General features: G+C 69.4%; 24 protein-coding genes. 20 read left to right on the forward strand and 4 right to left on the reverse strand.

Going from position 1 to position 26,378, the window contains the following annotated elements; all coding sequences use genetic code 11:
• Positions 1-139 precede the first annotated feature (139 nt).
• Complete coding sequence (locus AC3QL2_RS09220; protein ID WP_493233234.1) at positions 140-811, forward strand: GntR family transcriptional regulator; 672 nt, start codon at positions 140-142, stop codon at positions 809-811.
• 121 nt (positions 812-932) lie between these two features.
• Here AC3QL2_RS09220 and AC3QL2_RS09225 read toward each other — a convergent pair whose 3' ends face one another.
• Positions 933-2,597: a cation acetate symporter gene (locus AC3QL2_RS09225; RefSeq protein WP_493233235.1), complete on the reverse strand. Its 1,665-nt coding sequence runs from the start codon at positions 2,595-2,597 to the stop codon at positions 933-935.
• Positions 2,597-2,932: a DUF485 domain-containing protein gene (locus AC3QL2_RS09230; RefSeq protein WP_493233236.1), complete on the reverse strand. Its 336-nt coding sequence runs from the start codon at positions 2,930-2,932 to the stop codon at positions 2,597-2,599. The genes AC3QL2_RS09225 and AC3QL2_RS09230 overlap by 1 nt, the downstream gene beginning before the upstream one ends.
• A gap of 226 nt (positions 2,933-3,158) precedes the next feature.
• On the opposite strand from AC3QL2_RS09230, the gene AC3QL2_RS09235 reads away from it, so the two are divergent.
• Together AC3QL2_RS09235 and AC3QL2_RS09240 are read left to right on the forward strand one after the other, a co-directional pair.
• On the forward strand, positions 3,159-3,941 hold the full coding sequence (locus AC3QL2_RS09235) for an enoyl-CoA hydratase/isomerase family protein (protein ID WP_493233237.1): 783 nt from the start codon (positions 3,159-3,161) through the stop codon (positions 3,939-3,941).
• A gap of 227 nt (positions 3,942-4,168) precedes the next feature.
• Positions 4,169-4,630, forward strand: coding sequence for a bacteriohemerythrin (locus AC3QL2_RS09240; protein WP_493233238.1), 462 nt, complete (start codon positions 4,169-4,171; stop codon positions 4,628-4,630).
• Between the two features lie 108 nt (positions 4,631-4,738).
• On the opposite strand, the gene AC3QL2_RS09245 is transcribed toward AC3QL2_RS09240, so the two are convergent.
• On the reverse strand, positions 4,739-5,542 hold the full coding sequence (locus tag AC3QL2_RS09245) for a sulfite exporter TauE/SafE family protein (protein WP_493233239.1): 804 nt from the start codon (positions 5,540-5,542) through the stop codon (positions 4,739-4,741).
• Between the two features lie 17 nt (positions 5,543-5,559).
• Complete coding sequence (locus AC3QL2_RS09250) at positions 5,560-6,036, reverse strand: EVE domain-containing protein (protein WP_493233240.1); 477 nt, start codon at positions 6,034-6,036, stop codon at positions 5,560-5,562.
• A 190-nt stretch (positions 6,037-6,226) separates the two neighbouring features.
• On the opposite strand from AC3QL2_RS09250, the gene AC3QL2_RS09255 reads away from it, so the two are divergent.
• The 17 genes from AC3QL2_RS09255 (at position 6,227) to AC3QL2_RS09335 (ending at position 26,373) form a co-directional block, all read left to right on the forward strand.
• Positions 6,227-6,460 (forward strand): hypothetical protein, encoded by a 234-nt coding sequence (locus AC3QL2_RS09255; RefSeq protein ID WP_493233241.1) that lies wholly within the window; start codon positions 6,227-6,229, stop codon positions 6,458-6,460.
• A complete protein-coding gene (locus tag AC3QL2_RS09260) occupies positions 6,457-7,314 on the forward strand; it encodes a DMT family transporter (RefSeq protein WP_493233242.1) in 858 nt (285 codons plus the stop codon). The genes AC3QL2_RS09255 and AC3QL2_RS09260 overlap by 4 nt, the downstream gene beginning before the upstream one ends.
• Before the next feature lie 13 nt (positions 7,315-7,327).
• Positions 7,328-7,882 carry a crossover junction endodeoxyribonuclease RuvC gene (gene ruvC / locus AC3QL2_RS09265; protein WP_493233546.1) on the forward strand — a complete coding sequence of 185 codons (555 nt, stop codon included), beginning with the start codon at positions 7,328-7,330 and terminating at the stop codon, positions 7,880-7,882.
• 183 nt (positions 7,883-8,065) lie between these two features.
• Complete coding sequence (locus AC3QL2_RS09270; RefSeq protein WP_493233243.1) at positions 8,066-8,635, forward strand: Pvc16 family protein; 570 nt, start codon at positions 8,066-8,068, stop codon at positions 8,633-8,635.
• Positions 8,632-9,633, forward strand: coding sequence for a hypothetical protein (locus AC3QL2_RS09275; protein WP_493233244.1), 1,002 nt, complete (start codon positions 8,632-8,634; stop codon positions 9,631-9,633). Before AC3QL2_RS09270 ends, AC3QL2_RS09275 begins: the two co-directional genes overlap by 4 nt.
• Before the next feature lie 27 nt (positions 9,634-9,660).
• Positions 9,661-11,619, forward strand: coding sequence for a phage tail sheath family protein (locus tag AC3QL2_RS09280; protein ID WP_493233245.1), 1,959 nt, complete (start codon positions 9,661-9,663; stop codon positions 11,617-11,619).
• An 80-nt stretch (positions 11,620-11,699) separates the two neighbouring features.
• Positions 11,700-12,134 (forward strand): phage tail protein, encoded by a 435-nt coding sequence (locus AC3QL2_RS09285; RefSeq protein ID WP_079435316.1) that lies wholly within the window; start codon positions 11,700-11,702, stop codon positions 12,132-12,134.
• A gap of 32 nt (positions 12,135-12,166) precedes the next feature.
• Positions 12,167-12,610 (forward strand): phage tail protein, encoded by a 444-nt coding sequence (locus AC3QL2_RS09290; RefSeq protein WP_493233246.1) that lies wholly within the window; start codon positions 12,167-12,169, stop codon positions 12,608-12,610.
• A 13-nt stretch (positions 12,611-12,623) separates the two neighbouring features.
• Positions 12,624-12,785 carry a DUF5908 family protein gene (locus AC3QL2_RS09295; RefSeq protein ID WP_493233247.1) on the forward strand — a complete coding sequence of 54 codons (162 nt, stop codon included), beginning with the start codon at positions 12,624-12,626 and terminating at the stop codon, positions 12,783-12,785.
• Between the two features lie 3 nt (positions 12,786-12,788).
• Positions 12,789-13,457 carry a CIS tube protein gene (locus tag AC3QL2_RS09300; RefSeq protein ID WP_493233248.1) on the forward strand — a complete coding sequence of 223 codons (669 nt, stop codon included), beginning with the start codon at positions 12,789-12,791 and terminating at the stop codon, positions 13,455-13,457.
• Positions 13,458-13,530: 73 nt separating this feature from the next.
• Positions 13,531-15,225, forward strand: coding sequence for a type VI secretion system tip protein VgrG (vgrG, locus tag AC3QL2_RS09305; RefSeq protein ID WP_493240380.1), 1,695 nt, complete (start codon positions 13,531-13,533; stop codon positions 15,223-15,225).
• Between the two features lie 19 nt (positions 15,226-15,244).
• Positions 15,245-15,517, forward strand: coding sequence for a PAAR domain-containing protein (locus AC3QL2_RS09310; RefSeq protein ID WP_493233249.1), 273 nt, complete (start codon positions 15,245-15,247; stop codon positions 15,515-15,517).
• Positions 15,518-15,527: 10 nt separating this feature from the next.
• A complete protein-coding gene (locus AC3QL2_RS09315; RefSeq protein WP_493233250.1) occupies positions 15,528-15,953 on the forward strand; it encodes a GPW/gp25 family protein in 426 nt (141 codons plus the stop codon).
• Between the two features lie 6 nt (positions 15,954-15,959).
• Positions 15,960-19,064, forward strand: a complete 3,105-nt coding sequence (locus AC3QL2_RS09320; RefSeq protein ID WP_493233251.1) for a baseplate J/gp47 family protein — start codon at positions 15,960-15,962, stop codon at positions 19,062-19,064.
• Complete coding sequence (locus AC3QL2_RS09325) at positions 19,064-21,772, forward strand: baseplate wedge protein (RefSeq protein WP_493233252.1); 2,709 nt, start codon at positions 19,064-19,066, stop codon at positions 21,770-21,772. The genes AC3QL2_RS09320 and AC3QL2_RS09325 overlap by 1 nt, the downstream gene beginning before the upstream one ends.
• Entirely contained in the window at positions 21,765-24,515 is a 2,751-nt protein-coding gene (locus tag AC3QL2_RS09330; protein WP_493233253.1) for a hypothetical protein, read from the forward strand. Before AC3QL2_RS09325 ends, AC3QL2_RS09330 begins: the two co-directional genes overlap by 8 nt.
• Positions 24,516-24,528: 13 nt before the next feature.
• Positions 24,529-26,373 (forward strand): contractile injection system tape measure protein, encoded by a 1,845-nt coding sequence (locus AC3QL2_RS09335; protein ID WP_493233254.1) that lies wholly within the window; start codon positions 24,529-24,531, stop codon positions 26,371-26,373.
• Positions 26,374-26,378: the final 5 nt, after the last annotated feature.

The following is a 26,378-nucleotide window of genomic DNA, read 5'->3' on the forward strand; positions in this document are numbered from 1 at the left end:
CAGCCTTTCGGCGGCGGATCCGCACAAGGGTTACATCCTGCGCAGGAACTTGACTTGCTGTCTTGTAGATAATACTTTATCCATAATTATGGATGCAACCACTGCTGACAACACTCTGACCAAACTTTCGACCGAACCCATGAATGCCGGCCGGATCGCCCCCCTCGCCCTGTACCAGGAAGTCGCGGAACGCCTGCGCCAGCGCATCTTCTCCCATGAACTGCCACCCGGCACCTGGGTGGATGAGCAAGCACTGGCAAGCCAGTATGGCATTTCACGCACCCCCCTTCGTGAAGCTTTGAAGGTGCTCGCCGCCGAAGGCCTGGTGACCCTCAAGCCGCGCCGTGGCTGTTACGTGACGGAAATTTCAGAGCGCGACCTGGACGAAATCTTCACCGTGCTGGCCCTGCTCGAGGGCCAGTGCGCGGTGAACACCGTGCACAAGGCCAGCGAAGCCGACCTGAAGCGCCTGGCCGCCATCCACCAGGACCTCGAACGGGCAGCAGCAGCCAACGACATCGATGGCTTCTTCGAGGCCAACCAGGCCTTCCACCAGGAAGTCCAGCTGATCGCCGACAACCGCTGGCTGACCCAGGCCATCACTGACCTGCGCAAGGTCATCAAGCTGTCGCGCCACCACTCCCTGTTCATCGAGGGCCGGCTGGAACAGTCCCTCGCCGAGCACCGCACGCTCCTTGATGCCCTCGGCCGGCGCGATATCGCCGCCACCGAACTGGCAATGCGCGAACACATCGCCAGCGGCCGCAGCGCCCTCGCCCGGATCGCCGCCCAGCGGGACAAGTCGGCCTGAGCATCGCGCCGCACAAACAGACTGACAGCGCAGCACGCTCCACATAAAAACAAACCCCCGACCGGGCGAGCCCGGCGGGGGTTTGTTCATTCAGCCCGGCGCCCCATGGGGCGCATCTGCATCAGTGGGCGCTGGCTTCAGCGGCACCGAAACCGGTCTGGGCACGCACGTACTGGTCGTCGAACTGCGCGCGTTCGGCCTGGGCCTCGGCGCTGTTGTCGAGCTTGGAGATGATGATCGTCACCAGGAAGGCCAGCGGCATGGAGAACAGGGCCGGCTGGTCGTATGGGAACAGCGCCTGGGCGTTGCCCAGCACGGTGACCCACACGGACTTGGACAGCAGCACGAACAGCACCGCCGCCACCAGGCCGGAATAGCCGCCGACCACTGCGCCACGGGTGGTCAGGCCCTTCCAGTACATGGAGAGGATCAGTACCGGGAAGTTGGCGGACGCGGCGATGCCGAAGGCCAGCGCGACCATGAAGGCCACGTTCATCTTCTCGAAGGCGATGCCGAGGATGATCGCCACGATGCCCAGGCCGATCGAGGACAGCTTGGAAACGCGCAGTTCCTCGGTCTCGGTGGCCTTGCCCTTGCGGAGCACGCGGGCGTAGATGTCATGGGAGATCGACGCCGCGCCGGCCAGCGCCAGGCCGGACACCACCGCAAGGATGGTGGCGAAGGCCACCGCCGACAGGAAGCCCAGCAGCAGGTTGCCGCCGACTGCCTTGGCCAGGTGCATCGCCACCATGTTGCCGCCGCCGATGATCTTGCCGCCGATGTTGCCGCCTTCGAAGAACTCGGGGTTCTGGCCGACGATGATAATCGCCGCGAAGCCCATCAGCAGGATCACGTTGAAGAAGTAGGCGACGAAACCGGACGCGTAGAGCACCGACTTGCGGGCTTCCTTGGCGTTGGTCACGGTAAAGAAGCGCATCAGGATGTGCGGCAGGCCGGCGGTACCGAACATCAGGCCGAGGCCCAGGGACAGCGCGGTGACCGGATCCGGCAGCAGGGAGCCGGGGAACAGGATCTTCTCGCCCAGGCTATGCACCGAGATGGCCTTGTCCATCAGGGTCTCGAAGCTGAAGCCGAACTGGGACATGGCAAGGATCATCACCAGCGTGCCACCGGCCAGCAGCATGCAGGCCTTGATGATCTGCACCCAGGTGGTGGCGACCATGCCGCCGAAAGTCACATAGACCATCATCAGCGCACCAACGACAAACAGCGCAATGGTGTAGTCGAGGCCGAACAGCAGCTTGATCAGCTGGCCGGCGCCGACCATCTGGGCCACCAGGTAGAAACAGACCACAGTCAGCGAGGACACCGCCGCCATCGTCCGCACCTTGCTCTGGTTGAGGCGGTAGGAGGTGATGTCTGCAAAAGTGAACTTGCCCAGATTGCGCAGACGCTCAGCCATCAGGAACAGGATGATGGGCCAGCCGGCGAAGAAGGCGATCATGTAGATGTAACCATCGACGCCCTTGCCATACACCATCGCGGTAAGGCCCAGCAGGGTTGCCGCGGACATGTAGTCACCGGCGATCGCCAGACCGTTCTGGAAGCCGGTGATGCCGCCGCCGGCGGTGTAGAAATCAGCCGCCGACTTGGTACGGCCGGCCGCCCACTTGGTGATGCCGAGGGTCATGCCGACGAAGACCACGAACATCCCGATGGCGTGGATGTTGAGGGGTTGCTTCTCGGTGGCGGAAATCGCGTCACCGGCGAAGGACAGGGCCGGCGACAGCAGGCCAAGCAGCAGAACATTCAGACGGGCCAGCATCACTTCACCTCCTTGGATGCGTCGCGGATGATTTCGGTGGTGATGTCGTCGAACTCACCGTTCGCGCGCTTTACGTAAACGGCAGTCAACACCCAGAAAAAAATGAACATGAACAGTTCGGCGGCAATGCCGACCGTCACGTAGGAGCCCTCGGACAGGCGCTGGCCGATCACTTTGGGCGTGAAGGCCACGACCATGAAGAAGCCGTAGAAGATCGTCAGGACGATCACCGACAGCAACGTGGCAAAACCCTGGCGCTTCGAGACCAGCTCGGCGAAGCGCGGGTTGCTCCGGATACGTGCGTAAACCGCACGTTGAGATGAAGTGCTCGACATGAATTCCCTCCCTAGAGAACGTCAGTGGATGCGGCGCGATCTGCCTGTTGGATTTGTAATGCGGCGATCGGTATGGCTTTTTTAGTGTGGTGCGTGCCAGTGGACGAAGCCGCGCCATTACTTCGCCCGATGCGATGATATAACATCTATATGACTCCATACCATAACGTACGGCGGGTTTCTTGCGCAGCGCAACACCGCCACACTCCCCACTACGGAAATCCCAATGCCCGGTGAAATCCTCTTCAGCCAGGAAGGCGGCGTCGCCACCCTGATCCTCTCCAACCCCGACAAGCTGAATGCCGTCGATGCCGGCATGTGGCGCGGCCTGCATGCCCGCATGACAGCGGTCAATGCAGACCCCGAGGTGCGCTGCGTGATCCTGCGCGGTGATGGTGAAAAAGCCTTTGCGGCAGGTGGCGACATAGAGGAATTCATCACCGTCCGTGCGACGGTGGACGACGCCCTGCACTACCACGAGGAGCTGGTTGCCGCCGCCCTCGACGCGGTCCGCGCCTGCCCGGTGCCGACGGTGGCGATGATCCGCGGCGCCTGCGTCGGTGGCGGCCTGGAGATCGCCGGCTGCTGTGACATCCGCATTGCCGGTGAATCGAGCCGCTTCGGCGCGCCGATCAACAAGCTGGGCTTTTCGATGTATCCCGGCGAGATGGCCGGCCTGCTTGAACTGGTCGGTCCGGCGGTGCTCCTCGAGATCCTGCTCGAAGGCCGTATCCTCGGTGCCCGCGAAGCCTTGTCCAAAGGCCTGCTGACCCGCGTGGTGGATGACGAAGAGGTGGAGAAGGAAGCCCTCGCCACCGCCGAGCGCATCCTCAAGGGCGCGCCGCTGGTGGCGCGCTGGCATAAGCAGTGGGTGCATCGCCTGATGCAGGGCCAGCCCCTCGGCGACGCGGAAAAGCGCGCCGCCTTCGACTTCCTCGCCACCGAGGACTACCAGGAAGGCTTGGCCGCCTTCCTCGCCAAGCGCACGCCGGTTTTCAAGGGGCGCTGAGCCTCCGGCCCGGCTGCCGCGGACGCCCGTTCCGCGGCAGCCCGCTACCCTGCTCGGGAAACTTTCCTTGCACTTTGCCTGCCACTCGGAAGGCATAGGCGATTAACATACCGCCCTGCACTCCCCAGCAGATACCCCCGCACGACCGTCCCGCGACCCATAAAGCCGTCCGCATGCTCCGGACGGCATGTAACCATTGGCGGCGTGCGCCCGCACAAGGAAAAACAATGGCATATCTCTCGTGGTCTCCCGACCTGGACACCGGCATCCTGGAGATCGACAACCAGCACAAGCAGATCATGGACTTCATCAACCGCCTGCATGACGCGCGGCAACACGCCGACCGCCTCGGCGTCATCGCGGTGGTGGACGACCTGGTGGAATACACCCTGTCCCACTTCGCCTTCGAGGAATGCCTGATAGAGGACGCCGGCTACGAGTTCGTGCGCGGCCACAAGAAGGTGCACGAACTCTTCGTGCGGCGGGTCAGCGGCTTCCACGAGCGCCTGAAGAAGGGAGAGGACATTTCCCACGAGCTGCACAGCCTGCTGCACCGCTGGCTGTTCAGCCACATCCGCCACGATGACCACGCCTACGTAGCCGCCGTGCGCCCGCAGATGAAGGCCCTCGCCGCAGAACGGGCCCCTGAAGGCTGGTTCAGCCGCTCGCTGAAGCGTTTTTTCGGCTGACCGACCTTCGGGCGCGTGAATCCGCCACGACACGGATAGGCGTTCTGCCCGTTGCCGCCCCCTCACGGGGGCGAGTGCCTTCCCCAACCCCGCCGCTGTACGCGCTCCTCAGCCCAGCACCGTGTGCAGCATCTTCAACGACAGCAGCACCAGCAAGGCAGCGAAGATCTTCTTCAGCGTCGCCACCGGCAGGCGATGGGCCAGGCCGGCGCCGATCGGCGCGGTGAAGGTGGACACCACGCTCACCAGCACCAGCGCCGGCAGGTTCACGAAGCCCACCGTCCATTCGGGCAGACCCGGCGCCCCCCAGCCGTTGATCAGATAGCCCAGCGCGCCGGCCAGCGCGATCGGCAGGCCGATGGCCGCCGACGTGCCGATGGCATTCTGCATCTTCACGTTGCACCAGGTCATGAAGGGCACCGACAGGGAGCCGCCGCCAATCGCCACCAGCGCCGAAATCCCGCCGATCACCCCGCCGACGCCGGCCAGCCCGGCCGCCCCTGGCAGTTCGCGGGACGGCTTCGGCTTCACATTGAGGATCATCTGCACCGACACGTAGGCCATGAAGCAGCCGAAGAAGATCGCCAGCGGCGCCGTGGCCACCCGCGACGCGATGAAGGCGCCGCCGAAAGTGCCCGCCAGCACACCCGGGGTGATGCCCTTCACGATGTCCCAGCGCACCGCGCCGTGGGCGTGGTGGGCGCGCAGGCTGGAGATGGAGGTGATCACGATGGCCGCCATCGAGGTGCCGAGGGCCACGTGCACCAGGTGCTCCCGCGCAAATCCCTGGGCGGCAAACAGCGTGGTCAGCATCGGCACCATGATGCCGCCCCCGCCCACACCGAGCAGTCCCGCAAAAAATCCCACGCAGCCACCCAGAAGCAGGTAGGCCGCCAGCCATTCGATACCCATGGTCAGCTTGTCGATATTCAGATCAGATCGGTGGCGCCGAGCAATTGCCCGACGATGAATCGCCACTCGGCCGGCTCCACCGGCGTGATCGACAGCCGGTTGCCGCGGGCGAGGACGCGCATGTTCTCCAGTTCCGGGTGGCTACGCAACTCGGGCAAACCCACAAGCCGCGTCTTACGCACGAACTGCACGTCCACATGCAGCCAGCGCGGCTGCTCCGGCGTGGCCTTGGGGTCGTGGTAGCGGCTGGCCGGATCGAACTGGGTCGCATCCGGATAGGCCGTGGTGGCCACCCGCGCGATGCCGGCAATCCCTGGCTCGGCGCAGCCGGAGTGGTAGAACAGCACGCCATCGCCGATCTGCATGCCGTCGCGCATGAAATTGCGCGCCTGGTAGTTGCGCACGCCGTACCACGGCACGGTCTGCTCCGGCAGCTGTTGCAGATCGTCGATGGACACGTCGTCGGGTTCGGACTTCATCAGCCAGTAATGCATGGTTCATTCACTCCCCAGGCGGCACCCGTCCGGGCGCGGAAGTCCGCATATTGCCCAGCCAGCCGCCCCGCGCCAAGCCGGAACGGCCCGCCCACTGCGGCGGCAGGCCAGCGCCATACCCGGCTGCCCAGGCCGCCTGGGGTATCATCGGGGCCTGCCCGTCTTCCCGCCGATCCCCTGGAGCCCCCGCATGAACACCCCCGTCGAACGCCGCAAGAATCTCGGCCTGCGCGAGCTCGTTGACCAGGCCTACGTCCTCATCGAACCCTTCTTCGATCCGGCCAACGCCTGGAACGGCCAGACCCTCGAACACCTGGCCTACCGCGTGCTGCGCGAGCAGTTGCCGGGCATCCCCGCGCAGGACGCACAGATCATCGTCTCCGCCGCCACCCGCATCTACCGCAGCAAGCACGGGCAGCAATGACGCGCCTGTACCCGCTGCTGTTCGTCGTGCTGTGGAGCACCGGTTTCATCGGTGCCAAGTACGGGCTGCCCTACGCCGAACCCCTCAGCTTCCTGTGCGCCCGCTACGGGCTGGTGATCCTGCTGATGGGCCTGGTCGCCGTCGCCACCCGCGCGCCGTGGCCGCGGGAGCCGCGCCAGTGGCTGCACATCGGCGTCAGCGGGGTGCTGGTCCATGCGGTCTATCTGGGCGGCGTATTCACCGCCATCCGCCACGGGCTGCCGGCCGGCATCACCGCGCTGGTGGTCGGCCTGCAGCCGCTACTCACCGCCCTCGGCGCCGGCGCGCTGCTCGGCGAGAAGGTGCGGCCGCGCCAGTGGGCCGGCCTGGCGCTGGGTTTCGGCGGCGTCGGGCTGGTGGTCGCCCACAAGGTAGCCGACGCGGCCGGCACGCCCGAGCTGGCCGCCATGCTGCTGCCGGCCGTCGCCGCCCTCCTCGGCATCACCGTCGGCACCCTCTACCAGAAACGCTTCTGCCCGGCCTTCGATCTGCGTACCGGCTCGGTGATCCAGTTCCTGCCGACGCTGGCCCTGTCGCAGCTGGTCGCCAGCCGGACCGAGACGATGGTCATCGACTGGAGCGCCCCCTTCGTCTTCGCACTGCTGTGGCTGGTGCTGGTGCTGTCGGTCGGCGCGATCAGCCTGCTCAACCTGCTGATCAGGAGCGGCAGCGCGGTGAACGTGGCCAGCCTGTTCTACCTGACGCCGCCCACCACCGCGCTGATCGCCTGGGCCGCCTTCGGCGAGACGCTCACCGGCCTGGCGCTGGCCGGTATGGGGCTGACCGTCTTCGGCGTGTGGCTGGCCCGCAAGTGAGGAGCCGGTGAGGATCAACGGCCCCTCCGCCTCGGCCAGCGTCGCGACGCGCATCCTCGGCATCGATCCGGGCCTGCGCAGCACCGGCTTCGGCCTCATCGACACCCTCGGCAGCCAGCTGCGCTACGTCGCCAGCGGATGCATCAAGACCGGAGAAGGCAGCCTGCCGGAACGCTTGAAGATCATCCTCGACGGCATCCGCGAGGTGATCGCCACCTACAAGCCGGACCAGGCGGCGGTGGAGATCATCTTCGTCAACGTCAATCCGCAATCCACGCTGCTCCTCGGCCAGGCCCGCGGCGCGGCGATCTGCGGCGCGGTGTCGTGCGACCTGCCGGTGGCCGAATACACAGCGCTGCAGGTCAAGCAGGCCGTCGTCGGCCACGGCAAGGCGGCCAAGGAGCAGGTAAGCCACATGGTGCAGCGCCTGCTCGCCCTCGAAGGCGCGCCGTCGTCGGATGCCGCCGACGCCCTCGCCTGTGCAATCTGTCACGCCCACGGCAGCCGTGGGCTGGCCGCGCTGGCCGGCGTCGGCACCCGCAAGCGCGGCACCCGCCTGACCGACTGAGCGTCCTGCGCAGTGCCCCGCGGCAGCGGCGCCCCACACCCTTCATTGCAGGAGGTCACTGGAGATCCGCATAAAGACATTGTGATTTTTGTCACGCATGCCATAGTGAAGCGTACGACGGCTTCGCTTTTGGCATAGGGACGGCATAGACCGCCCCGCCTGAACGGGAGGAGGGACGCGACGATGATCGATGTTTCGCTCAAGTTCCTCGTCGACGAAGTCAACGCCTACCTGCAGCGGCGGCTCAACTCCGATTTCGGCAAGGTCGAGCTCGGCGCTCTCGTCGATGACAAGGGCAACTGGCAGGCCACCACCGACACCGTCCGCCTGAGCCTGTTCCAGATCGAGGAAGAACGCCACGCCCGCGCCCAGGTGCCCCAGCAGGTCATCGTGGACGGGCGCAGCGTCACGCTGCCACCGCCACTGGCAATCAACCTGATAGTCCTCTTCGCCGCCAGCTTCACCACCTATGCCGAAGGCCTGCGCCAGCTGTCGCTGCTGCTGACCTTCTTCCAGGCCCACCCGCTGTTCACGCCCACCGACTATCCGGCACTGCCACCCGGCGTCGACCGGCTGGCCGTCGAGCTGGTCAATTACGGCCCCGAGCAGGCCAACCAGATGTGGACCTGTCTCGGCGCCAAACACCTGCCGTCGGTGGTCTATCGCATCCGCATGCTGGTCCTGCAGGACCAGGAGCCCGGCGCCACCGGCACGCCGATCCTCGACATCCACACCCACGCGGGCCTGCGATGAACAGCGTCTTCCGCCGTCTGTGGACGGTGGCCATCAACCATGATTTCCGTGGCGGCCCCTGCGACGACCTGGCCTTCGTGGTGCCGCCGGCCACCTGCGACACGCTGGCCGGCATGCACGCGCTGGTGCGCGAGCGCGACGGCGTGCTGCACGTGCTGATCGCCGTGGACGACGCCGGCAACCCGCTCGGCGACTGCGTCGGGCGTCGCCTGCTGTTCGGCCTCGCGCCGCGCAGCCCTCACTTTACGCAATACACACAGTTGCCGGCCCTGCCGCCCGGCGAGACGCCGCTGTTCGCCAACGAAGCCGCCGCCAATACCCTCGACGCGGCGCCCCGCGGCGTCGAGTTGGCCGGCCCCGCGCCGACCATCGTGCCGCACCTGACCGCCCGCCCGCTCGATCTGACCGTCACCCGCCCGGACAGCACGCCGCTGGCCAACGCCCGCCTCGGCCCGGCGGACGCCGGCTGGGTCTTCCGCGGCGCCGACGCGGGCGAGTTCATCGTCAGCGAGAGCGCCACCGGCGGACTCTCAGCCAGCCGCCACCTGCTCGTCGACGCCGGCCTCGCCGCCGATCCCCCGTGGGGCGTGCTGAGCCTCACCGCCAGCGCCGGCCACGTGGCCAACGGCCAGGCCTTCACGCTGGCCTTCAGCGCCGGCAGCACGCTGCTGCGCTACTACGTGGTGGTCAAGCCGGCCAGCGACGCGGACTTCGCCAGCATCCAGGTGGAAGACCACGGCGCCGCCAGCGACGGCCGCCCGCCGGTCGCCTTCGCCCGCCTGCTGCCGCCCTTCAGCGGCGACCGGCTCGCCCCGGCCCTGCTCGACCCGGGCGGAACCCGCAGGATCGTGCTCTTCGAAGCCCAGACCCCGGTCGCCCGGCGCGCCGCGGGGCCGCATGGATTCGAGCTGCATCGCAACGGCGAGGTGCTCATCGGCAACCTGCCGCAACCCGGCGCCGAACGCAGTGACGCCCAGTTCGTCGTCCACCTGAGATAAGAAACCTAGGAGAGGAGCGAAGCCGCCATGCCCACCTACCGCACGCCCGATGTGTACGTCGAAGAGATTTCGGTGTTTCCCCCCTCGGTCGCCGAGGTGGAAACCGCGGTGCCTGCCTTCGTCGGCTACACCGCCATGGCCGCCCGCCTCACCGCCGGCGACCTGAAGAACGTGCCGACGCGCATCACCTCGCTGCTCGAATTCGAGACCCTGTTCGGGGGCGCGCCGGAGCTCGACCTCGACCATGTGGACCTGGACGCCGGCAACCGCTTCGTCAGCGCCACGCTGGCCGCCACCAACACCAAGTACCTCTACGACAGCCTGCGCCTGTTCTTCGACAACGGCGGCGGCAAGGCGTGGATCTGCTCGGTCGGCAAGCACACCGATGCGGTGGACAAGACCCAGCTGATCGCCGGTCTGGCGCGTATCGCGACGGTGGATGAACCGACCATCCTGCTCTTCCCCGACGCCGCCGGCCTGCCCGCCGACGACCTGGCCGCCGTGCAGATGGCGTCCCTCAACCAGTGCGGCAAGCTCGGCGACCGGGTCGCCGTGCTCGACACCCGCCTCGCCACCGACAAGACCAGCCACGGCACCGTGGTGGACGAGCTGCGCAATCGCATCGGCATCAACAGCCTCAAGTACGGCGCCGCCTACACGCCGTGGCTGCAGCTCAACTACCCGAAGAACGTCGGTTACGCCGACATCAAGAGCAAGCTGAAGAAAGGCGGCGTGGCGGTCACGCTCAACGCCCTCACCGGCGACGCCGGCATCCTCGCGCTGCTGCAGGGCCTCGACCAGGCGCAGGCCGACCTGGCCGGCCTCCCGGCCCGCCGCGCCACCGTCAGCGGCGGCGCCGACAAGGCCATCTCCGACACCTTCGGCACCACCCTGCTGGCCTACCTGGGCACACCGGACGCGGCCCACATGCAGGACCTGTTCGCCTTCGTCTACAAGATCGCCCCGCTGGTGGACGGCATGGCCAGCGGGGCCGGCGCCTTCACCCATGCAGGCCTGAAAGGCGACGCCGGGCGGGCCATCACCCACAGCTTCATCCCGGCGATGAGCGAGCTGATCGCCGCCGAACGGGAACTCGACGGCAAGCTCACCGCCGCCTATGTTGCCCAGTACACTGCCATCGGCGCCCTCACCACCGCCGGCTGGGCGACCCTGTTCGGCGCCGACGCGCCGGCCGCTTCCACCACCGCGATCAGTGCCGCGGCCGACGACGTCGGCCGCCTGGCCAGCGCCCAGGCTGCGATCCAGCGCATCTTCGGCACCCTGTCATCGGCACTGGCCAATCTCGACGACGCCGCCGCAGGCTACGCCGCCAACACCGAAGCCAACCTGCTCGACAGCTTCGCCACCTACCGGGACATCGTGCGCGGCGTGAACAACACCCTCACGGTATGCCCGCCGTCCGGTGCCATCGCTGGCATCTACGCGCTGGTGGACAACCAGCGCGGGGTCTGGAAAGCCCCCGCCAACGTCAGCCTGACCGGCGTCATCGCGCCCACCTACGCGCTGGACAGCGACGACACCGACAATCTCAACGTGGACGCCACCGCCGGCAAGTCGATCAACGCGATCCGCAGCTTCGTGGGCAAGGGCACGCTGATCTGGGGCGCCCGCACGCTGGCCGGCAATGACAACGAATGGCGCTACATCTCGGTGCGGCGCTTCTTCAACATGGTCGAGGAGTCGGTCAAGAAATCCACCTACTGGGCGGTCTTCGAGCCCAACGACGCCAACACCTGGGTCAAGGTGCGCGGCATGATCGAAAGCTACCTCACGCAAAAGTGGCGCGAAGGCGCACTGGCCGGCTCCACCACCAAGGACGCCTTCTTCGTGCGCTGCGGGCTCGGCACCACGATGAGCAGCCAGGACATCCTGGAGGGTCGCATGTACGTGGAAATCGGCATGGCGGTGGTCCGTCCGGCCGAATTCATCATCCTCAAGTTCTACCACAAGCTCCAGACGTCCTGACCGGCACCGCCGGGGCCACGCCCGCCTGAGACACGCCCCGGCCCGCCCGCATCCCGCCACCGAATGCGAAAGGAACCGACATGCCTGCCCAGTATCCCCTGCCCGTCTTCCACTTCACCGTCCAGTGGGGCGGTACCCGCATCGGCTTCTCCGAGGTCACCGGCCTGACCCAGGAAAACCAGGCCATCGAGTACCGCGACGGCTCCTTCCCCGAGTACTCGTCGATCAAGATGCCGGGGCTGCGCAAGTTCAGTAACGTCACCCTCAAGCGCGGCATCGTCAAGTCGGACAACGACTTCTTCAAGTGGCTGTCGACGATCAAGCTCAACACCGTCGAGCGCCGCGACCTCACCGTCAGCCTGCTCAACGAGAGCCACGAGCCGGTGATGGTGTGGAAGGTGCACAACGCCTTCCCGGTCAAGGTCGAGGGGCCGCAGCTCAAGGCCAGCGCCAACGAGGTGGCCATCGAGTCCATCGAGCTGGCCCACGAGGGCCTCGAGCTGCAGAACGAGTGAGCGCGACCGGACCACGCCGCTGAGGCCCCGCCATGTACACGCCCCCCGTCGGATTCCATTTCAAGGTGGAAGTCCTCGGCCTTGCCCGCGCCGTCGATGACGACGTGCGCTTCACCGACGTGGGCGGCCTGTCGCTGGAAGTGGCTACCGAGGAAGTGCCGGAAGGCGGCGAGAACCGCTACATCCAGCGCTACCCGGTGCGCAGCAAGTACCCCGACCTGGTCCTCAAGCGCGGCCTGCTGAAGGACTCGGCGATCTGGGACTGGATCCGCGACTGCATCGAGAACCTCGACATCAAGCCGAAGAACGTGGACGTCAAGCTGCTCAACGACCAGCACCAGCCCCTCGTCACCTGGCACCTGATCGGCGCGTGGCCGGTGAAGTGGTCGGTCAGCGACCTGTCCGCCAGCGCCAACGCCGTCGTCGTCGAGAGCCTGCAGCTGGCCTACCAGTACTTCACCGTGGACAAGTCCTGAAACGGAGCCCGTCATGCCCATCATCATCGATGAAGTGGTGATCTCGGTGGAAGTCAGCAACGCCGACTCCGGCGGCGCGGCCAGCCCGCCGCCGGCGCAGCTCGACAAGCAGGCCCTGATCGCCGAATGCGTCGCCCAGGTGCTGGAGATCCTGCGCCAGCAACAGGAGCCCTGAGCCATGCCGGAACGCGGACAGCTCGAGCGCCTGCGCATCGACGCCTACACCAAGGCCGACTACAGCGGCACCGCCATCGGCAGCTTCGAGGCCTACGTGAACCCGGCCGAGATCACCCTCGCCTACGAGATGGAGTACGACAGCGGCCAGGGCAGCGGCACCACCGGCAGCCGCATGGACTTCAAGAAGGTCAAGCCGGGCGACCTCAACCTGGTGTTCTTCCTCGACGGCACCGGCGCCAACGGGCGGCCCCTCGACGTGCAGCAGAAGGTCGAATCCTTCCAGACCGTCACCGGCTACAACGGCGACATCCACCGCCCCAACTACCTCAAGGTGATGTGGGGCCGCATCCAGGTGAAGCGCTGCGTCCTCAAGAGCGCGTCCATCGTCTACAAGCTCTTCAAGCCCAGCGGCGTGCCGCTGCGGGCGGTGATCACCGCCGTCTTCACCGACAACTCGGACGACCAGACCCGCGTCGCGCTGGCCCAGGACGCGTCCCCCGACCTGACCCACGTGCGCATCGTGCACGCCGGCGAAACCCTCGCCGCACTGTGCACCGCCATCTACGGCGACCCCGCCTACGCCCCCGGCGTGGCGCGGGCCAACGGACTGGACGGCTTCCGCCACCTGCCGGCGGGCACCCGCGTGGTCTTCCCGCCCCTGGAGAAATGAAATTTCCCCCGCCCGCACCCTCCCCATCGCCGCGGAACACCGGGAGTTCACCATCAAGGTGGGCGGCAACCCCGTGCCCCGCAGCCACCAGCTTCTATCGGTGAGCGTGGTGAACACCGCCAACCACATCGCCTTCGCGCGCCTCGCCTACCAGGACGGCAGCGCCTCCGGCGGCGACTTCCCGCTCAGCAACGACGCGCTGTTCGCCCCCGGCGCCGAGGTCGAGGTGCTGGCCGGCGCCGGCAACCAGCCCGACCTGCTGTTCAAGGGCCTGGTGGTCCGCCAGCGCCTCAAGGTGCGCGAGGGCTCGCCGCCGCAGCTGCTCGTCGAATGCCGCCACGCCGCCACCAAGATGAGCCTCAAGCGCCACGGTGCCACCTACCTGGACATGAAGGACGGCGACGTGATCGGCCAACTGTGCTCCGACGCCGGCATCAACATGACGGCTGCCAGCACCACGGTCAGCCACAAGCACCTGGTCCAGTACGACTGCACCGACTGGGACTTCCTCGTCACCCGTGCCCAGGCCAACGGTCAGCTGGTGCTAACCCGTGGCGCCGACCTGGAGACCCGCGCGCCGGACGCCAGCGCCGCCGCCGTGGCAAGCCTCAACTACGGCGCCACGCTGCTCGAATTCGACGCCGAGGTGGACGCCCGCCAGCAGACCCAGGCGGTCAAGACGCTGACCTGGAACGCCGCCGACCAGGCCGTCCACACCCTCGACGCCAACCCGCCGTCCTTCAGCGGCCCCGGCGACCTGAAGCCCGACGACCTCGCCTCGGCGATGGGCGTGGACGCACTCGAACTGCGCCACGCGATGCTGCCCGACGCCGAAGCCACCGCCACCGCCGACGCGCGCTTCGTCCACACCCGCCTCGAACAGGTGAGCGGCCGCGCAATGTGCATCGGCCTCGGCCAAGTGCAGCCCGGCGACGTGGTCGAACTGGCCGGCGTCGGCCAGCACTTCGGCGGCAAGGTGCTGGTCACCGGCGTGCGCCACGAGATGGACACCGTGCAGGGCTGGCGTACCCATCTGCAGTTCGGCAGCGTGCCGGAAGACCCGGCCCGCCGGGAACGCCTCGAAGCGCGCCGCAGCACCAGCCTGGTGGCGCCGGCCCACGGCCTGCAGATCGGCGTCGTCACCGACAACGAGGACCCGGAAAACGAGTTCCGCGTGCGCGTGCGCCTGCCCCTCGTCGATCCGGCCAGCGACGGCGTGTGGGCGCGGGTTGCCGCCGGCGACGCCGGCAGCCAGCGCGGCGTGATGATCCGCCCGGAAATCGGCGACGAGGTGGTGGTCGGCTTCCTCGACGACGACCCGCGCGCCGCGGTGATCCTAGGCATGCTCCACAGCAGCGCCAAGGCCGCGCCGCTGACGCCAAGCAACGACAACCACGAGAAGGTCTTCGTCAGCCGCAGCGGCATCAAGCTGCACATCAACGACGACAAGGTGGTGCTGACCATCACCACCCCGGCCGAGCAGCAGCTGGTCTTCGACGACGACCAGGGCTCGGTGCTGCTGAAGGACAAGAACGGCAACAGCATCAAGCTCGACAGCGACGGCATCACCGTCGAGAGCGCCAAGGCCCTCAACATCAAGACCGGCACCGACACCAAGCTCGACGTTGGCGCGGCCGGCGAGATCAAGACCGCCGCGGCCCTCGACATCAAGGCCGGCGCCGCCCTCAAGCTGGAAGGCAGCGGCGGGCTGGAAGCCACCACGCCGGCCATCGCCAAGCTCAAGGGTTCGCTGGTGCAGATCAACTGAACGCACGCCCGAGGACACCATGCCCAATGCAGCCCGCGTCACCGATCTGAGCGTCCATGGCGGCACCGTCATCGGCCCCGGCGTACCCACCGTGCTGATCGGCGGCATGCCCGCCGCCGTGCTCGGCGACCTGCACAGCTGCGTGATCCCGCCGCCGCACCCGCCGGTGAGCCCCTTCGTGGCCGGCAGCGCCACCGTGCTGATCGGCGGCATGCCGGCCCTGCGGGTCGGCGACAGCTGCGGCTGCGGCGCCAGCCCGGCCATCGGCGAACCGACGGTGCAAATCGGCTGAGGAGCCCGCGATGAGCGACACGCCCTCCTTCCTCGGCCGCGGCTGGTCCTTCCCGCCGAGCTTCGCCAACGGCAGCGTGCGCATGACCGAGGACGAAGCCGACATCCAGGCCAGCCTGCACATCCTGTTCGGCACCGCGCCAGGCGAGCGCTTCCTGCAGCCCAAGTACGGGCTCGACATGCACGAGCTGATGTTCGAGCCCCTCAGCACCACCGTCACCAGCGTGCTGAAGGACCGCATCCTCACCACGGTGCTGGTGTATGAGCCGCGCATCCGCGTGGACGCGCTGGACATCGACGACAGCCGGCTGATGGAAGGTGTGCTGACGATCCGCCTCGACTACCTGGTGCGCAGCACCAACTCGCGCTTCAACCTGGTCTTCCCGTTCTATCAGGGCGAGGCCAGCGAGGCGCTGCGCGCCGTTCGCCGGAGCTGAGCGACCATGGCCCGGCACGAGATCCTCGCCGCCCTCATCGCCGCCGCCGGCACCCGCCAGGCGGACCGCTTCGACCCGCATCTCGATCCGGCCTCGGCGCCCCTCGACGAGCGCGACACGGGCGGGCTGCTACGCGCCGCTGCCGCGCTGGCCGGCCACCTCAACTACTACGGCGCCGACCCGAAGCTGCCGTCCGGCGACTGGCGCGACTTCCTGCCGCAACAGGCCGGTGGCGAGAGCGACGCCGCCTACCAGGCCCGCCTCGCCGCGCTGGCCGACGGCGACGACGGCGCGCTGCCGCCGCACCTGGCCCTGCTGGTCGCCGCCTTCCAGGTCGCCGCCCGCCCGCGCGCGCTGCTCAACGACTTCACCCGCAAGCACCTGGATTTCCAGATGCAGACGGTGCTCGGCTTCGCGCCACGGCCGCCGGTGGCCGACCGGGTGCATGTGCTGGTCGAGCTGAAGAAAGACGCCGCGCCGCTGGAAATCAGCACCGACGCACTGCTGGCCGCCGGCAAGGACGCCCGCCAGCAGCCGCTGTTCTACCGGCCGGTCCGTCCGATGGTCGCCACCCAGGCGCGCATCGCCAGCCTACGCAGCGTCACCCTCGGCAGCGACGGCCGGCTGCGCTTCGCACCGGTGGCCGATTCCGCCAATGGCCTCGGCGCGAAGCTGACCACCGATCCACCCAGCTGGCACCCCTTCGGCGTGCGTCGGAGCGATGAAGTCGCGCTGCCCGACGCGCCGGTCGGCTTTGCCCTCGCGTCGGCGGTACTGCGCCTTGCCGAAGGCAGCCGGCAGATCGACGTCAGCCTGGAACTGGACGGCATCGACCCCGCCAGCCACAGCGGCGAGCTGCTCGCCGACGCCTTCGAGGCGCGCCTGTCCGGCCCCAAAGGCTGGCTCGGTCCCTTCCCCATCGCCCGCGCCGACTCCACGCTGGCCGCCGCCAGCTGGACCTTCCGCCTACGCCTCGACGCCACCCAACCGGCCATCGTCGACGCCAGCCCTGCCCTGCACCAGCAGCCCTTCCCGGCCGGGTTGCCGGTGCTGCAGCTGCTACTGAAGGAGGGCTCCGCCGCCTTCGGCCACCTCGCCGGCCTCAAGCTGCGCCGGGCGCGCGTCGGCGTGAAGGCGGACGGCCTGCGCACGCTAGCCCTCGACAGCGATTTCGGCCAGCTCGACCCGAAGAAGGCCTTCCTGCCCTTCGGCCCGCAGCCCGGCGTCGGCACACGCTTCTACGTCGGCTGCGCAGAGGCCCTCGGCAAGCGCCTGTCGACCCTCAGCCTGCAGATCGGCTGGCAGGGCGCGCCGACCACCCAAGCCACCCTCACCGCGCTGTACGCCCACTACTCCGGCCAGGCCAGCCTGGCCAGTGGCGTATGGGCCCAGGCCGAATGGGCCGACGCCGGCGGCGCCCATCCGGCCGGGCGGGTCAGCCTGGCGCCGGCCGCCGGCGGCCGCGTGACGCTCGACCTGAGCGCCGCCAGCCGCGCCGGCCTGCCCCGCCCCTACCGCTGGCTCACCGTCTACGAAGCCTTCGCCCGCGCCGGCAGCGCCTATGCCCGCCGGGAGGCCGGCTTCCTGCGTCTGCGCCGCGGCGTGGCCTCCGACGCGCCGGCCGCCATCGCGCCGCGGGCCGGCTTCATCACCCTGGCGCTGGATACCGACCTGCTCCACGCCGCCTGGCGCAGCGAAGCCGTCGCCGGCCTGCTCGCCACGCCGAAGGTGATCCTCGGCGAACCGTGGACGCCCAAGGCCCAGGAGATCAGCCTGTCCTACCAGGCCGACGCCGGGCCGAGCCGGGTGGACGACGACAGCGACGCCAGCTTCGCCAACGCCGAAGTGGAGTTCTTCCACGTGGACGCCTTCGGCGTGTCGCGGGAACACGCCTGGCTGACCGGCCGCCACCCGTGGCTGCAGGCCGCTGCCGCCGGCGCCGGCGCCGTCTCGCTGCTGCCGCCGCACCGGGACGCCGGCGAGCTGCTGCTCGGGCTGTCCGGCGTGGGCCCCGGCGACCCGCTGAGCCTGCTGTTCCAGGTCGCCGAAGGCAGCGCCGATCCCCTCGCCAACGCCCAGCGCCTGAGCTGGGCGGTGCTCGCCGACAACGCCTGGCGGCCCCTCGCCAGCGGTGCCGAACTCGTCCTCGACAGCAGCCGCGACCTGCGCGCCAGCGGCCTGGTCAGCATGGAGCTGCCCACCGACGCGACCACCGACAACACCCGCCTGCCGGCCGGCCTGATCTGGCTGCGGGCCGCCATCACGACGCAGCCGGAAGCCGCCTGCCGCCTGGTCGGCGTGCATGCCAACGCTTTCGAGGCGGTCTTCGAGGACCACGCCAACGCGGCCGACCACCTGGCCAGCGCGCTGCCGGCTGGCAGCATCGCGCGCTTCGTGGCACCGGCGCCGACGCTGAAGACGGTCAGCCAGCCCTACGCGTCCTTCGGCGGCGCGCTGCAGGAAGACGCCGCCGCACTGGCCCGCCGCGCCGCCGAGCGCCTGCGCCACCGCAACCGGGCCATCGCCCGCTGGGACTACGAGCGCCTGGTGCTGCAGGCCTTCCCGGCGGTGGACCGCATCAAGTGCATCCCCCACGCCAGCGATACGTCGTGGCTGGCCCCCGGCCACGTGCGCGTGGTGGTGGTGCCGGACCTGCGCAACCGCAACGCGGTGGACCCCCTGCAGCCGCGGGTGGACCTGGACACCCTGGAGCGGATCCAGGCCTTCCTGCTGACCCGCGCGCCAATGGGGCTGGACGCCACCACGCTCACGGTACGCAACCCGGCCTACCGGGCCGTGCAGGTGGATTTCAAGGTCGCCATGCGTAACGGCTACGCCTTCAGCTACTACCGCGCGCAGATCAACCAGGCCCTGCTGCGGGCGCTGTCGCCGTGGGCCTTCGATGCCGGCGGCGCCCTCGAATTCGGCGGCCGCGTGCTGCGCTCGGCGCTGGTGGATTTCGTCGAAGGCCTGCCGTGGGTGGACTACGTCACCGACTTCCGCCTGTGTTTCGCGGACCGCCCAGCCGAAGACCGGCCCGAGCTGGCCCCCGACGCGCCGGACGTGATCCTCGTCTCCACGCCCGACCACCTGATTGCCGAGGTGAGCTGATGGCCACCCCTCTGTCCATACCGCCCACGCTGCCGCGCGCCCCCGAGCCCGCCGGCCGCGACGCCCAGGCCCTCTACGACGAGGGGCTGGCGCTGCTGCGCCGCCTCGCCGGCGCCACCTGGACCGACCACAACCTGCACGACCCGGGCATCACCATCCTCGAACTGGTCACCTGGGCCCAGTCCGAGCTGGGCTACCGCGCCGAGCTGCCGCTGGAAGACCTGCTGACCCCGCCGCCCGGCGCATCCCTGGCCCTCGCCGACCGCTTCCACCGGGCCCGGCGGGTGTTGCCGACGCGTCCGCTGACCGCCCTCGACTGGCGCAAGCAGCTGATCGACCTGCCCGGCGTGAAGAACGCCTGGATCATGCCCGCCGACGCGCCGCCCCTGTACGCCGACCTGCTGCAGCGCCAGCTCGCCCGCACCCCACCAGCCCACAGCCACTACCGGGAAGTGCGCATCCGCGGCCTGTACCGGGTCGCCATCGACTTCATGGACGCGGTGAACACCCAGGCCGAGCGCGACCCTGTGCTGCACGCCGTGCGCGCCACGCTGGAGGCCAAGCGCAACCTGTGCGAGGACTTCGTCGCCATCGAGCCGGTGCCGACGGAGCGCTTCGCGCTGTGCGCCGAGCTGGACCTGGAAGCCACCGCCGACGTCACCGAGGTCGCCGCCGGCCTGCTGTTCGCCGCCGCCCAGGCCATCGCCCCGCCGGTGCCCAGCTACAGCCTGGCGCAGATGCGCGCCCGCCCGCTGGCCGACGGCCGCCCGCGCGGCGTGGACGACATCTTCGACGGCCCGGCGCTGGACGACGGCTTCATCGACGAAGCAGACCTGGCGGCCTCCGAGCTACCCGCCGAGCTGCGCCTGTCCGACCTGATCGGCGTGCTGATGGATGTGCCCGGCGTGCGCGCGATCACCGACATCGTCCTCAACCCCCTCGACGGTAGCGGCAACCCGCAGCCGGTGCCCAACCGCTGGCGGGTGCCGGTCACGGCCGGCCACCTGCCGCGCCTGGCCATCGATACCGACGGCGAAACGCCGGCTGGCCGGCTGGTGTTCCGCAAGCGCGGCCTGCCGGTGGCCGGCTGGAACGTCGCGCAGATGCCCACCGCCGTGCGCGAGCGCCTCGACGCGCTGCTCGAAGCCGCCCGCGAGGCCGTCGAAACGCCCCGCGCCGAAGACCTGCCGGCGCCCGACGGGCGCTGGCGCGACCTCGCCGCCTACCGCTCGCTGCAGCTCGACTTCCCGCCCCTCTACGGCCTCGGCCCGGCCGGCCTGGCCGGCAACCCGGACGCGCAGCGCCAGGCCCAGGTGTTGCAACTCAAGGCCTACCTCACCTTCTTCGATCAGCAGATCGCCAACGACCTGGCCCAGCTCGCCCAGGCCGCCAGCCTGCTGTCGGTGGCGCCGGCCGAGCTCGCCACGGCGGCCGACCGCTTCGACGGTCTGCCCGACGACGCCCACGTGCTGGCCACCCAGACCGTGGACAGCATCGTCGGCCACGAGCAGGTGTACGGCGCCGACGTCACCCCGACCCTGCTCGCCAACCTGCAGGAGACGCCGGCCGAAGCGGCCACCCGCCAGCACCGCCTGCTCGACCACCTGCTGGCCCGCCTCGGCGAGGACTTCTCCGAGTACGCCGCGGCGATGGCCTCCGCCTTCGCCCACACCGACGACGAAGTGATCGCCGACAAATGCGCCTTCCTGGCCGACGCCGCCGAGCTGTCCGCCAACCGCGCCGGCGCCTACGACCAGAGCCTGGTCAGCCCCGCCGACCTGTGGAACAGCCTCAACGTCAGCGGCCTCGAAAAGCGCCTGGCGCACCTGTTGGGCATCGCCGACTTCAGCCGCCGCAACCTCGGCGCGGTGTCCTACGAGACCTATGCCGAGATCGACACCACCCCCGGCGACGAATTCCGCTTCCGCATCTACCGCGCCAGCGACAACAAGATCCTGCTGTCGTCCACCGCCAACTTCGCCACCCGCGAGGACGCCCGCGCCCGCATGATCGCCGCGATCACCCGCGGCCAGCAGGCCGACAACCAGCACTACCGCATCATCCAGGGCAGCGACCAGCGCTTCTACTTCAGCGTCGTCGACAGCGACGGCCAGCTGCTGGCGCGGCGCGTCGAAGACTTCCCCAGCGAGGCCGTGGCGCGCAACGTGATCGCCGACCTGGCCGACTACCTGCGCGAGCACTACAGCGGCGAAGGCCTGTACGTCATCGAGAACCTGCTGCTGCGCCCCGGCCAGAACGACGATCCGCTGCTGCCGATCTGCGTGGACAGCGACTGCAGCGACTGCGCCGATGCCGATCCTTATTCCTGGCGCCTGCAGATCGTGCTGCCAGCCTACGCCGGGCGTTTCCAGCAGATGGATTTCCGCAATTTCGCCGAGTACGTGATCCGCAGCGAAGTGCCGGCCCACCTGCTGCCCAAGATCTGCTGGGTGAATGCCGACGACATGGCCCGCTTCGAGCTTGCCTACCGGGACTGGCTGTCCCTGCATGCCGGCGTCACCAGCGCCGACCGGCAAGCCAAGCTGCAGGCGCTGATCGACGCCCTCACGACGATGAAGAGCATCTACCCGCAGCGCACCCTGTTCGACTGCTTCGCCGAATCGCCCAAGCCGCCCTTCGTCCTCGGCAGTACCGCCCTCGGCAGCGCCCCCGACCACGTCATCAACCAGGAGACGGACCATGGCTGATCCGATCAAGGTCCTGCAAAGTCTCGCCTCGCCCCTCGCCAGCCAGTACGCGGTCTTCGAGCGCGACCAGGTCCTCACCCACACCCAGCTCAACGAAGTCACAACCTGGCTCGACCAGCAGGACCGCCTGTCTCGCGTCGCGCTGGTCGGCGCCGGCATCGTCGCCGGCTTCGCGGTGGGCAGCGACGGCAGCAGCGTAACCGTCGGCGCCGGCCTCGGCCTCACCTGCGACGGCGATCTGGTGCGCATCGATGCCGCCACCAGCTACCCGCGCCTGCGTCCTTACGACGCCACCGCGCCGCGCTACGAGCCTTTCTTCGATACGGCCAGCGGCGCGCTCTTGATCAGCGGCGAGCTGACCTCCGGCGACGACCCGCTCGGCGTGCCGATCACGGCCGGCGCGCTGGCGGGCCAGGCGGTGATCCTGCTGGCGGAAACCACCGATAGCGATCCCGACCTGTGCACCGGCGCCGATTGCGACAATCTCGGCCGCGAACGCCAGCAACGGCTGCGCGTGCTGCTGACCAGCCGCAGCACCGCCGCCAACCTGGCCGCCGGCCCGCTGACGCTGGGCGAGCAGGCCCGCGAACTGCCCGAGCTGATCGCCTGGCGGCCGCAACTGGGCAGCGACCTGGCCACCGCCGAGGTGCTGATCGCCCGCTACCAGGATGCCGCCGGCAAGACCCTGGCCGGCCTGGTGGACGCCCTGAAGAACTTCGCCGAAGGCTTCCCCGGCGTGCTCGCCGCGGCGTTCCGGCGCAATCCCGTCGCCGACTGGATCATCACGCTGCAAGGCCAGCAGAACACGCCGGCCGGCGCGGTGCTGCCCTTCCACGATTTCCTGAAGGACCTCTGCGAAGCCTGGAACGCCGTCCGCGACGCGCTGCAGGACGTGGACGCGCTGCCCGCCGGCCCGCTGCCGCTGGCCTTTCCCAAGCACCTGGCGGCCGGCGCGCTGGATGCGCCCGACGACGCCCGCACCACTTTCTACCCGGCCGCCGCCGACAGCCACAGCCGCGCCGCCACCAGCGCGCTGGGGCTGCTGCTGACCCGCTTCGACCAGCTGATCGCAAACTACGCGCCGCCCGCCGACACCACGCTGCGCGTGACCCCCAGCCATGGCGAAGACCATCCCCTCGGCGAACGGGCGATCCCCTGGTATTACACCGCCGCGATGAACGCCGCGTGGAACCCGCGCCTCACCGCCCGCCGCCTCGGCAACCACAACCTCGGCTACCGGGCCGCCGAGTACCAGGGCAGTCCCCGCGCCCTCGACCCGCTGGTCGGCAGCATCGCCGCCCACGGCTTCTTCCGCATCGAAGGCCACCTCGGCCGGCCGGTGGACGACGTGCGCACCGAGCTGAAGAAGCTCATCGCCGACCGCAACCTGCCCTTCGAAGTCCACGCCGTGCTGGTGCATAACCGCAAGGAACTGATCCGCATCCGCCCCGGCATCCGCTACACCGACCTGCACCGCTTCCACTACCTGCTGCGCCAGGACGTGTCCCTGCGCCTCGACGAGAGCGACACCTTCTCCGGCCAGTACCTGGACAACCTGAAGACCGCCATCGACAGCAAGGACATCCCCGACCAGACCGACACCGGCGTGTCCGTCATCGCCGCCGCGACCCAAGCCCGCAGCGCCGTCAGCAGCCTGGCCGACAGCGCCAAGCCGGCCCTCGACCAGCCCACCTACAGCGCCTACCGGGCCACCACCGACGCCACCCGCTGGAACAACGGTATCGCCGAAACCCTGCGCACCGTCGGCACCGCGCGGGTCAACCTGGGCAAGCTGTCGCGCAGCGACTTCGTATCGCCGGTGGACTCCCTGATCCAGACCACCCACCCGATCTGGCTCGACTGGCTGGACAACCTCATCCAGGCCAAGGACGACAAGGCCGATGACAAGCTGCTGCTGGCCCGCTTCGCCACCGACAACCCGGGCCTCGACCACCTGGGCGGCGTGTGGCGCGGCGGCTGCTTCGTGCTGGCCTATGACGACAGCGGCAGGGTCGTCGCCGACTTCACCCTCGCCTATCCCTGCGCCGAGGTAGACGAAGCCGAGCCCGTCGAGCCGCCGCTGCCGCGCCCGCCGCTGCGCCGGCCGCCCATCGACGTCATCCCGATCAAGGTCGTTCGGCCGGTGGACCTGATCGTGAGCACCCTGGTCGGCACCGTCGTCGGTGCCCAGTTCGACACCGCGCGGCAGGCCCTTGCCGCCGACCTGAAGGCCGTGCAGACCGACATCCGCAGCAAGCTGGACACCCAGACCGCCAACGTGGAAGGCCTCGTCAAGGGCGCCTTCAGCACGCGGGACGCCACCGCTGCCGGCAGCGTCGGCGTGAAGACCGTCGCCACCGGCGACGTGGTGCTCGACCAGATGGTCAAGGACGTGGAGTACAAGCGCCAGACCGTACAGAGCCTGGTGGACATGGTCAGCCAGGGCAATCTGTCGGACGACAACATGAAACAGGCCCAGGCCATGCTCACCAAGGCCCAGAGCGAGCTGGGCGACGCGGTCGCCGACACCACCGCCCGGGTCGTCACGCAGAAGGTGGACACCTCCAGCGGCGCGGCGGCCGGCGTGGCCTCGGTGCTCGCCAACAGCACCGTGTATGTCACCGATCCGACCGTCTCCGCCAACCTGGGCACCCGGCTCGACACCCTGAAAGGCAGCACCACCGCGCCGTCCCAGTCCGTGCTGATCGGCAATCTGCAGAGCCTCAACCGCCTGAAGGGCTGACGCAGGCACCACCATGAGCAACGCACCCTTTCCCCACCGCATCCGCCGCCTGCTGTGGCAGGCGCGGGCACCCACGCCGGCCGCCGCCTTCACGCTGCGCGGCGTACTGCGGGACGCCGCCGAGCCGGTGCTGGCGGCCCTCGCCGGCAGCCTGTCGGCCCATGCCCCCGATGACCGGGTGGTCCGCCTGCCGCGCCTGGAACTGAAGCTGCGGCTCGACACCACGCCAGGGGCTGACGCGCTGCCGGCCCAGATCGCGGCGGCCGCCGACGCCGCCCTGGCCGCCCTCGCCCTGCAGCAGGCCAACGCGTCCCTCGCCGACCGGCCCGACCCGACCTCCACCGACACACCACCGCCCACCGCGCCAGGCAACCCGCCCGGTAGCGCCGAATCCAGCCCCGCCGACACCGCGCCGCTGCTGCTGCTCTGGCGCCACAACGCACCGGGCGAGCTGCGCACCGCGGTGCGCACCGCCCTCACCCGGGTCGATGCCGAAGCCGCCCGCGGCCAGCCACCGCGGGGTGCCACGCTGGACCTCGGCGGTGAACCGCTACCGTTGCCGGTCCCGACGCTGCGCGCGCTGGCCCGCCACCTGGACACCCTGCCGAGCGGCACCCGCGCCCCGGCGGCGCCCCTCGGCGCGACCGACCAGCCCCCTGCCCAGCCGGCCACCGCCGACATCCAGGCCCAGTCCGGGCTGGCCACCTACCTGCGCGACGGGAGCCCGGACTGGCCGCTGGCCGGCCTGCCGGACGACAGCCTGCGCGCGCTGCTGGCCGGCGCCGCGCTGGCCTGGGCCAGCCTCGGCTGCGTACCGCCCGACATCCATGCCCAACCCCGCACGGAACGGCTGGGCAGCCTGAGCCGCTGGCTGGCCTTGCTGCCGGCGGCCTGGCGCCGGCACGTGGTGAGCACCCATGCGGCCACCACCCCCGCGCATCCACTGAGCCAGGCCCTGCTGGCCCTGCTCGCCGCCACCGCCAACCGGGACGACGGCGACAGCCTGCACGCCCAGGCCCTGTGGCTGGCGTGGATGCTGGAGGGCGAGCAACCCGCCGCCGACGGCCGCCACCCCTGGCTGGCGGTCGCCCGCGCCTGGCTCGCCGCACTGTTCGCCGCGCGCACGCCGGAACCCCACTGGCAGGCCGTCCTCGACCTACTGGCCAACGCCCCGCCCTCCCCTTCGGCCGTGCCAGCAGTGCCGCCCATGCAAGCCGTCGACACGCCGCCAAGCCCCGCCCCACACGCATCGGCCGCGTCCGCTGCGGCCTCCGCCGCCCCGATGCCCGCAACGCCAATCGACGTCCCCCTCGATTTCGACCAGCGCCCGGCCGCCCGCAGCGCCACCGGCCTGCTCGTGCCCCAGGCCGGGCTGGTGCTGCTGCATCCCTACCTGCCGCGCCTCTTCGAAGCCACCGGGCTGGTGGCCGCCGGCCACCGGGGGCCGCTGCCCGATACCACCGTACCGCGCGCCGCGGCGCTGCTGCACTGGCTGGCCACCGGCACGGCAGCCCTCGAATTCGAGCTGCCCTTCATCAAGCTGCTGCTCGGCCGCAACCCGGACGTGCCGCTCGCTCACGCACTGCCCGCCATCAGCGCCGCCGACCGCGCCGAGACCGAGGCCCTGCTGGCCGCCGCACTGACCCACTGGCAGGCCCTGCGCGGCACGAGCACGGACGGCCTGCGCACCGCCTTCCTGCGCCGCCGCGGCCACCTGCGCCGGCAGGACGAAGCCTGGCAGCTGCGCATCGAACCAGAGCCCTTCGACATACTGCTGGGCCTGCTGCCGTGGAGCATCGGCCTGACCCGCCTGCCGTGGATGCCGTGGCCACTGCTGACCGAATGGGGCACGTCATGAGGGCT

This window comes from Zoogloea sp. GW822-FHT05C07, from assembly GCF_058800215.1.

Excerpts from the sequence above, each read along its gene's own strand:
- AC3QL2_RS09220 (WP_493233234.1), top strand. The coding sequence starts at position 140 with ATGAATGCCGGCCGGATCGCCCCCCTCGCCCTGTACCAGGAAGTCGCG.
- AC3QL2_RS09225 (WP_493233235.1), bottom strand. The coding sequence starts at position 2,597 with ATGCTGGCCCGTCTGAATGTTCTGCTGCTTGGCCTGCTGTCGCCGGCC.
- AC3QL2_RS09230 (WP_493233236.1), bottom strand. The coding sequence starts at position 2,932 with ATGTCGAGCACTTCATCTCAACGTGCGGTTTACGCACGTATCCGGAGC.
- AC3QL2_RS09235 (WP_493233237.1), top strand. The coding sequence starts at position 3,159 with ATGCCCGGTGAAATCCTCTTCAGCCAGGAAGGCGGCGTCGCCACCCTG.
- AC3QL2_RS09240 (WP_493233238.1), top strand. The coding sequence starts at position 4,169 with ATGGCATATCTCTCGTGGTCTCCCGACCTGGACACCGGCATCCTGGAG.
- AC3QL2_RS09245 (WP_493233239.1), bottom strand. The coding sequence starts at position 5,542 with ATGGGTATCGAATGGCTGGCGGCCTACCTGCTTCTGGGTGGCTGCGTG.
- AC3QL2_RS09250 (WP_493233240.1), bottom strand. The coding sequence starts at position 6,036 with ATGCATTACTGGCTGATGAAGTCCGAACCCGACGACGTGTCCATCGAC.
- AC3QL2_RS09255 (WP_493233241.1), top strand. The coding sequence starts at position 6,227 with ATGAACACCCCCGTCGAACGCCGCAAGAATCTCGGCCTGCGCGAGCTC.
- AC3QL2_RS09260 (WP_493233242.1), top strand. The coding sequence starts at position 6,457 with ATGACGCGCCTGTACCCGCTGCTGTTCGTCGTGCTGTGGAGCACCGGT.
- AC3QL2_RS09270 (WP_493233243.1), top strand. The coding sequence starts at position 8,066 with ATGATCGATGTTTCGCTCAAGTTCCTCGTCGACGAAGTCAACGCCTAC.
- AC3QL2_RS09275 (WP_493233244.1), top strand. The coding sequence starts at position 8,632 with ATGAACAGCGTCTTCCGCCGTCTGTGGACGGTGGCCATCAACCATGAT.
- AC3QL2_RS09280 (WP_493233245.1), top strand. The coding sequence starts at position 9,661 with ATGCCCACCTACCGCACGCCCGATGTGTACGTCGAAGAGATTTCGGTG.
- AC3QL2_RS09285 (WP_079435316.1), top strand. The coding sequence starts at position 11,700 with ATGCCTGCCCAGTATCCCCTGCCCGTCTTCCACTTCACCGTCCAGTGG.
- AC3QL2_RS09290 (WP_493233246.1), top strand. The coding sequence starts at position 12,167 with ATGTACACGCCCCCCGTCGGATTCCATTTCAAGGTGGAAGTCCTCGGC.
- AC3QL2_RS09295 (WP_493233247.1), top strand. The coding sequence starts at position 12,624 with ATGCCCATCATCATCGATGAAGTGGTGATCTCGGTGGAAGTCAGCAAC.
- AC3QL2_RS09300 (WP_493233248.1), top strand. The coding sequence starts at position 12,789 with ATGCCGGAACGCGGACAGCTCGAGCGCCTGCGCATCGACGCCTACACC.
- AC3QL2_RS09310 (WP_493233249.1), top strand. The coding sequence starts at position 15,245 with ATGCCCAATGCAGCCCGCGTCACCGATCTGAGCGTCCATGGCGGCACC.
- AC3QL2_RS09315 (WP_493233250.1), top strand. The coding sequence starts at position 15,528 with ATGAGCGACACGCCCTCCTTCCTCGGCCGCGGCTGGTCCTTCCCGCCG.
- AC3QL2_RS09320 (WP_493233251.1), top strand. The coding sequence starts at position 15,960 with ATGGCCCGGCACGAGATCCTCGCCGCCCTCATCGCCGCCGCCGGCACC.
- AC3QL2_RS09325 (WP_493233252.1), top strand. The coding sequence starts at position 19,064 with ATGGCCACCCCTCTGTCCATACCGCCCACGCTGCCGCGCGCCCCCGAG.
- AC3QL2_RS09330 (WP_493233253.1), top strand. The coding sequence starts at position 21,765 with ATGGCTGATCCGATCAAGGTCCTGCAAAGTCTCGCCTCGCCCCTCGCC.
- AC3QL2_RS09335 (WP_493233254.1), top strand. The coding sequence starts at position 24,529 with ATGAGCAACGCACCCTTTCCCCACCGCATCCGCCGCCTGCTGTGGCAG.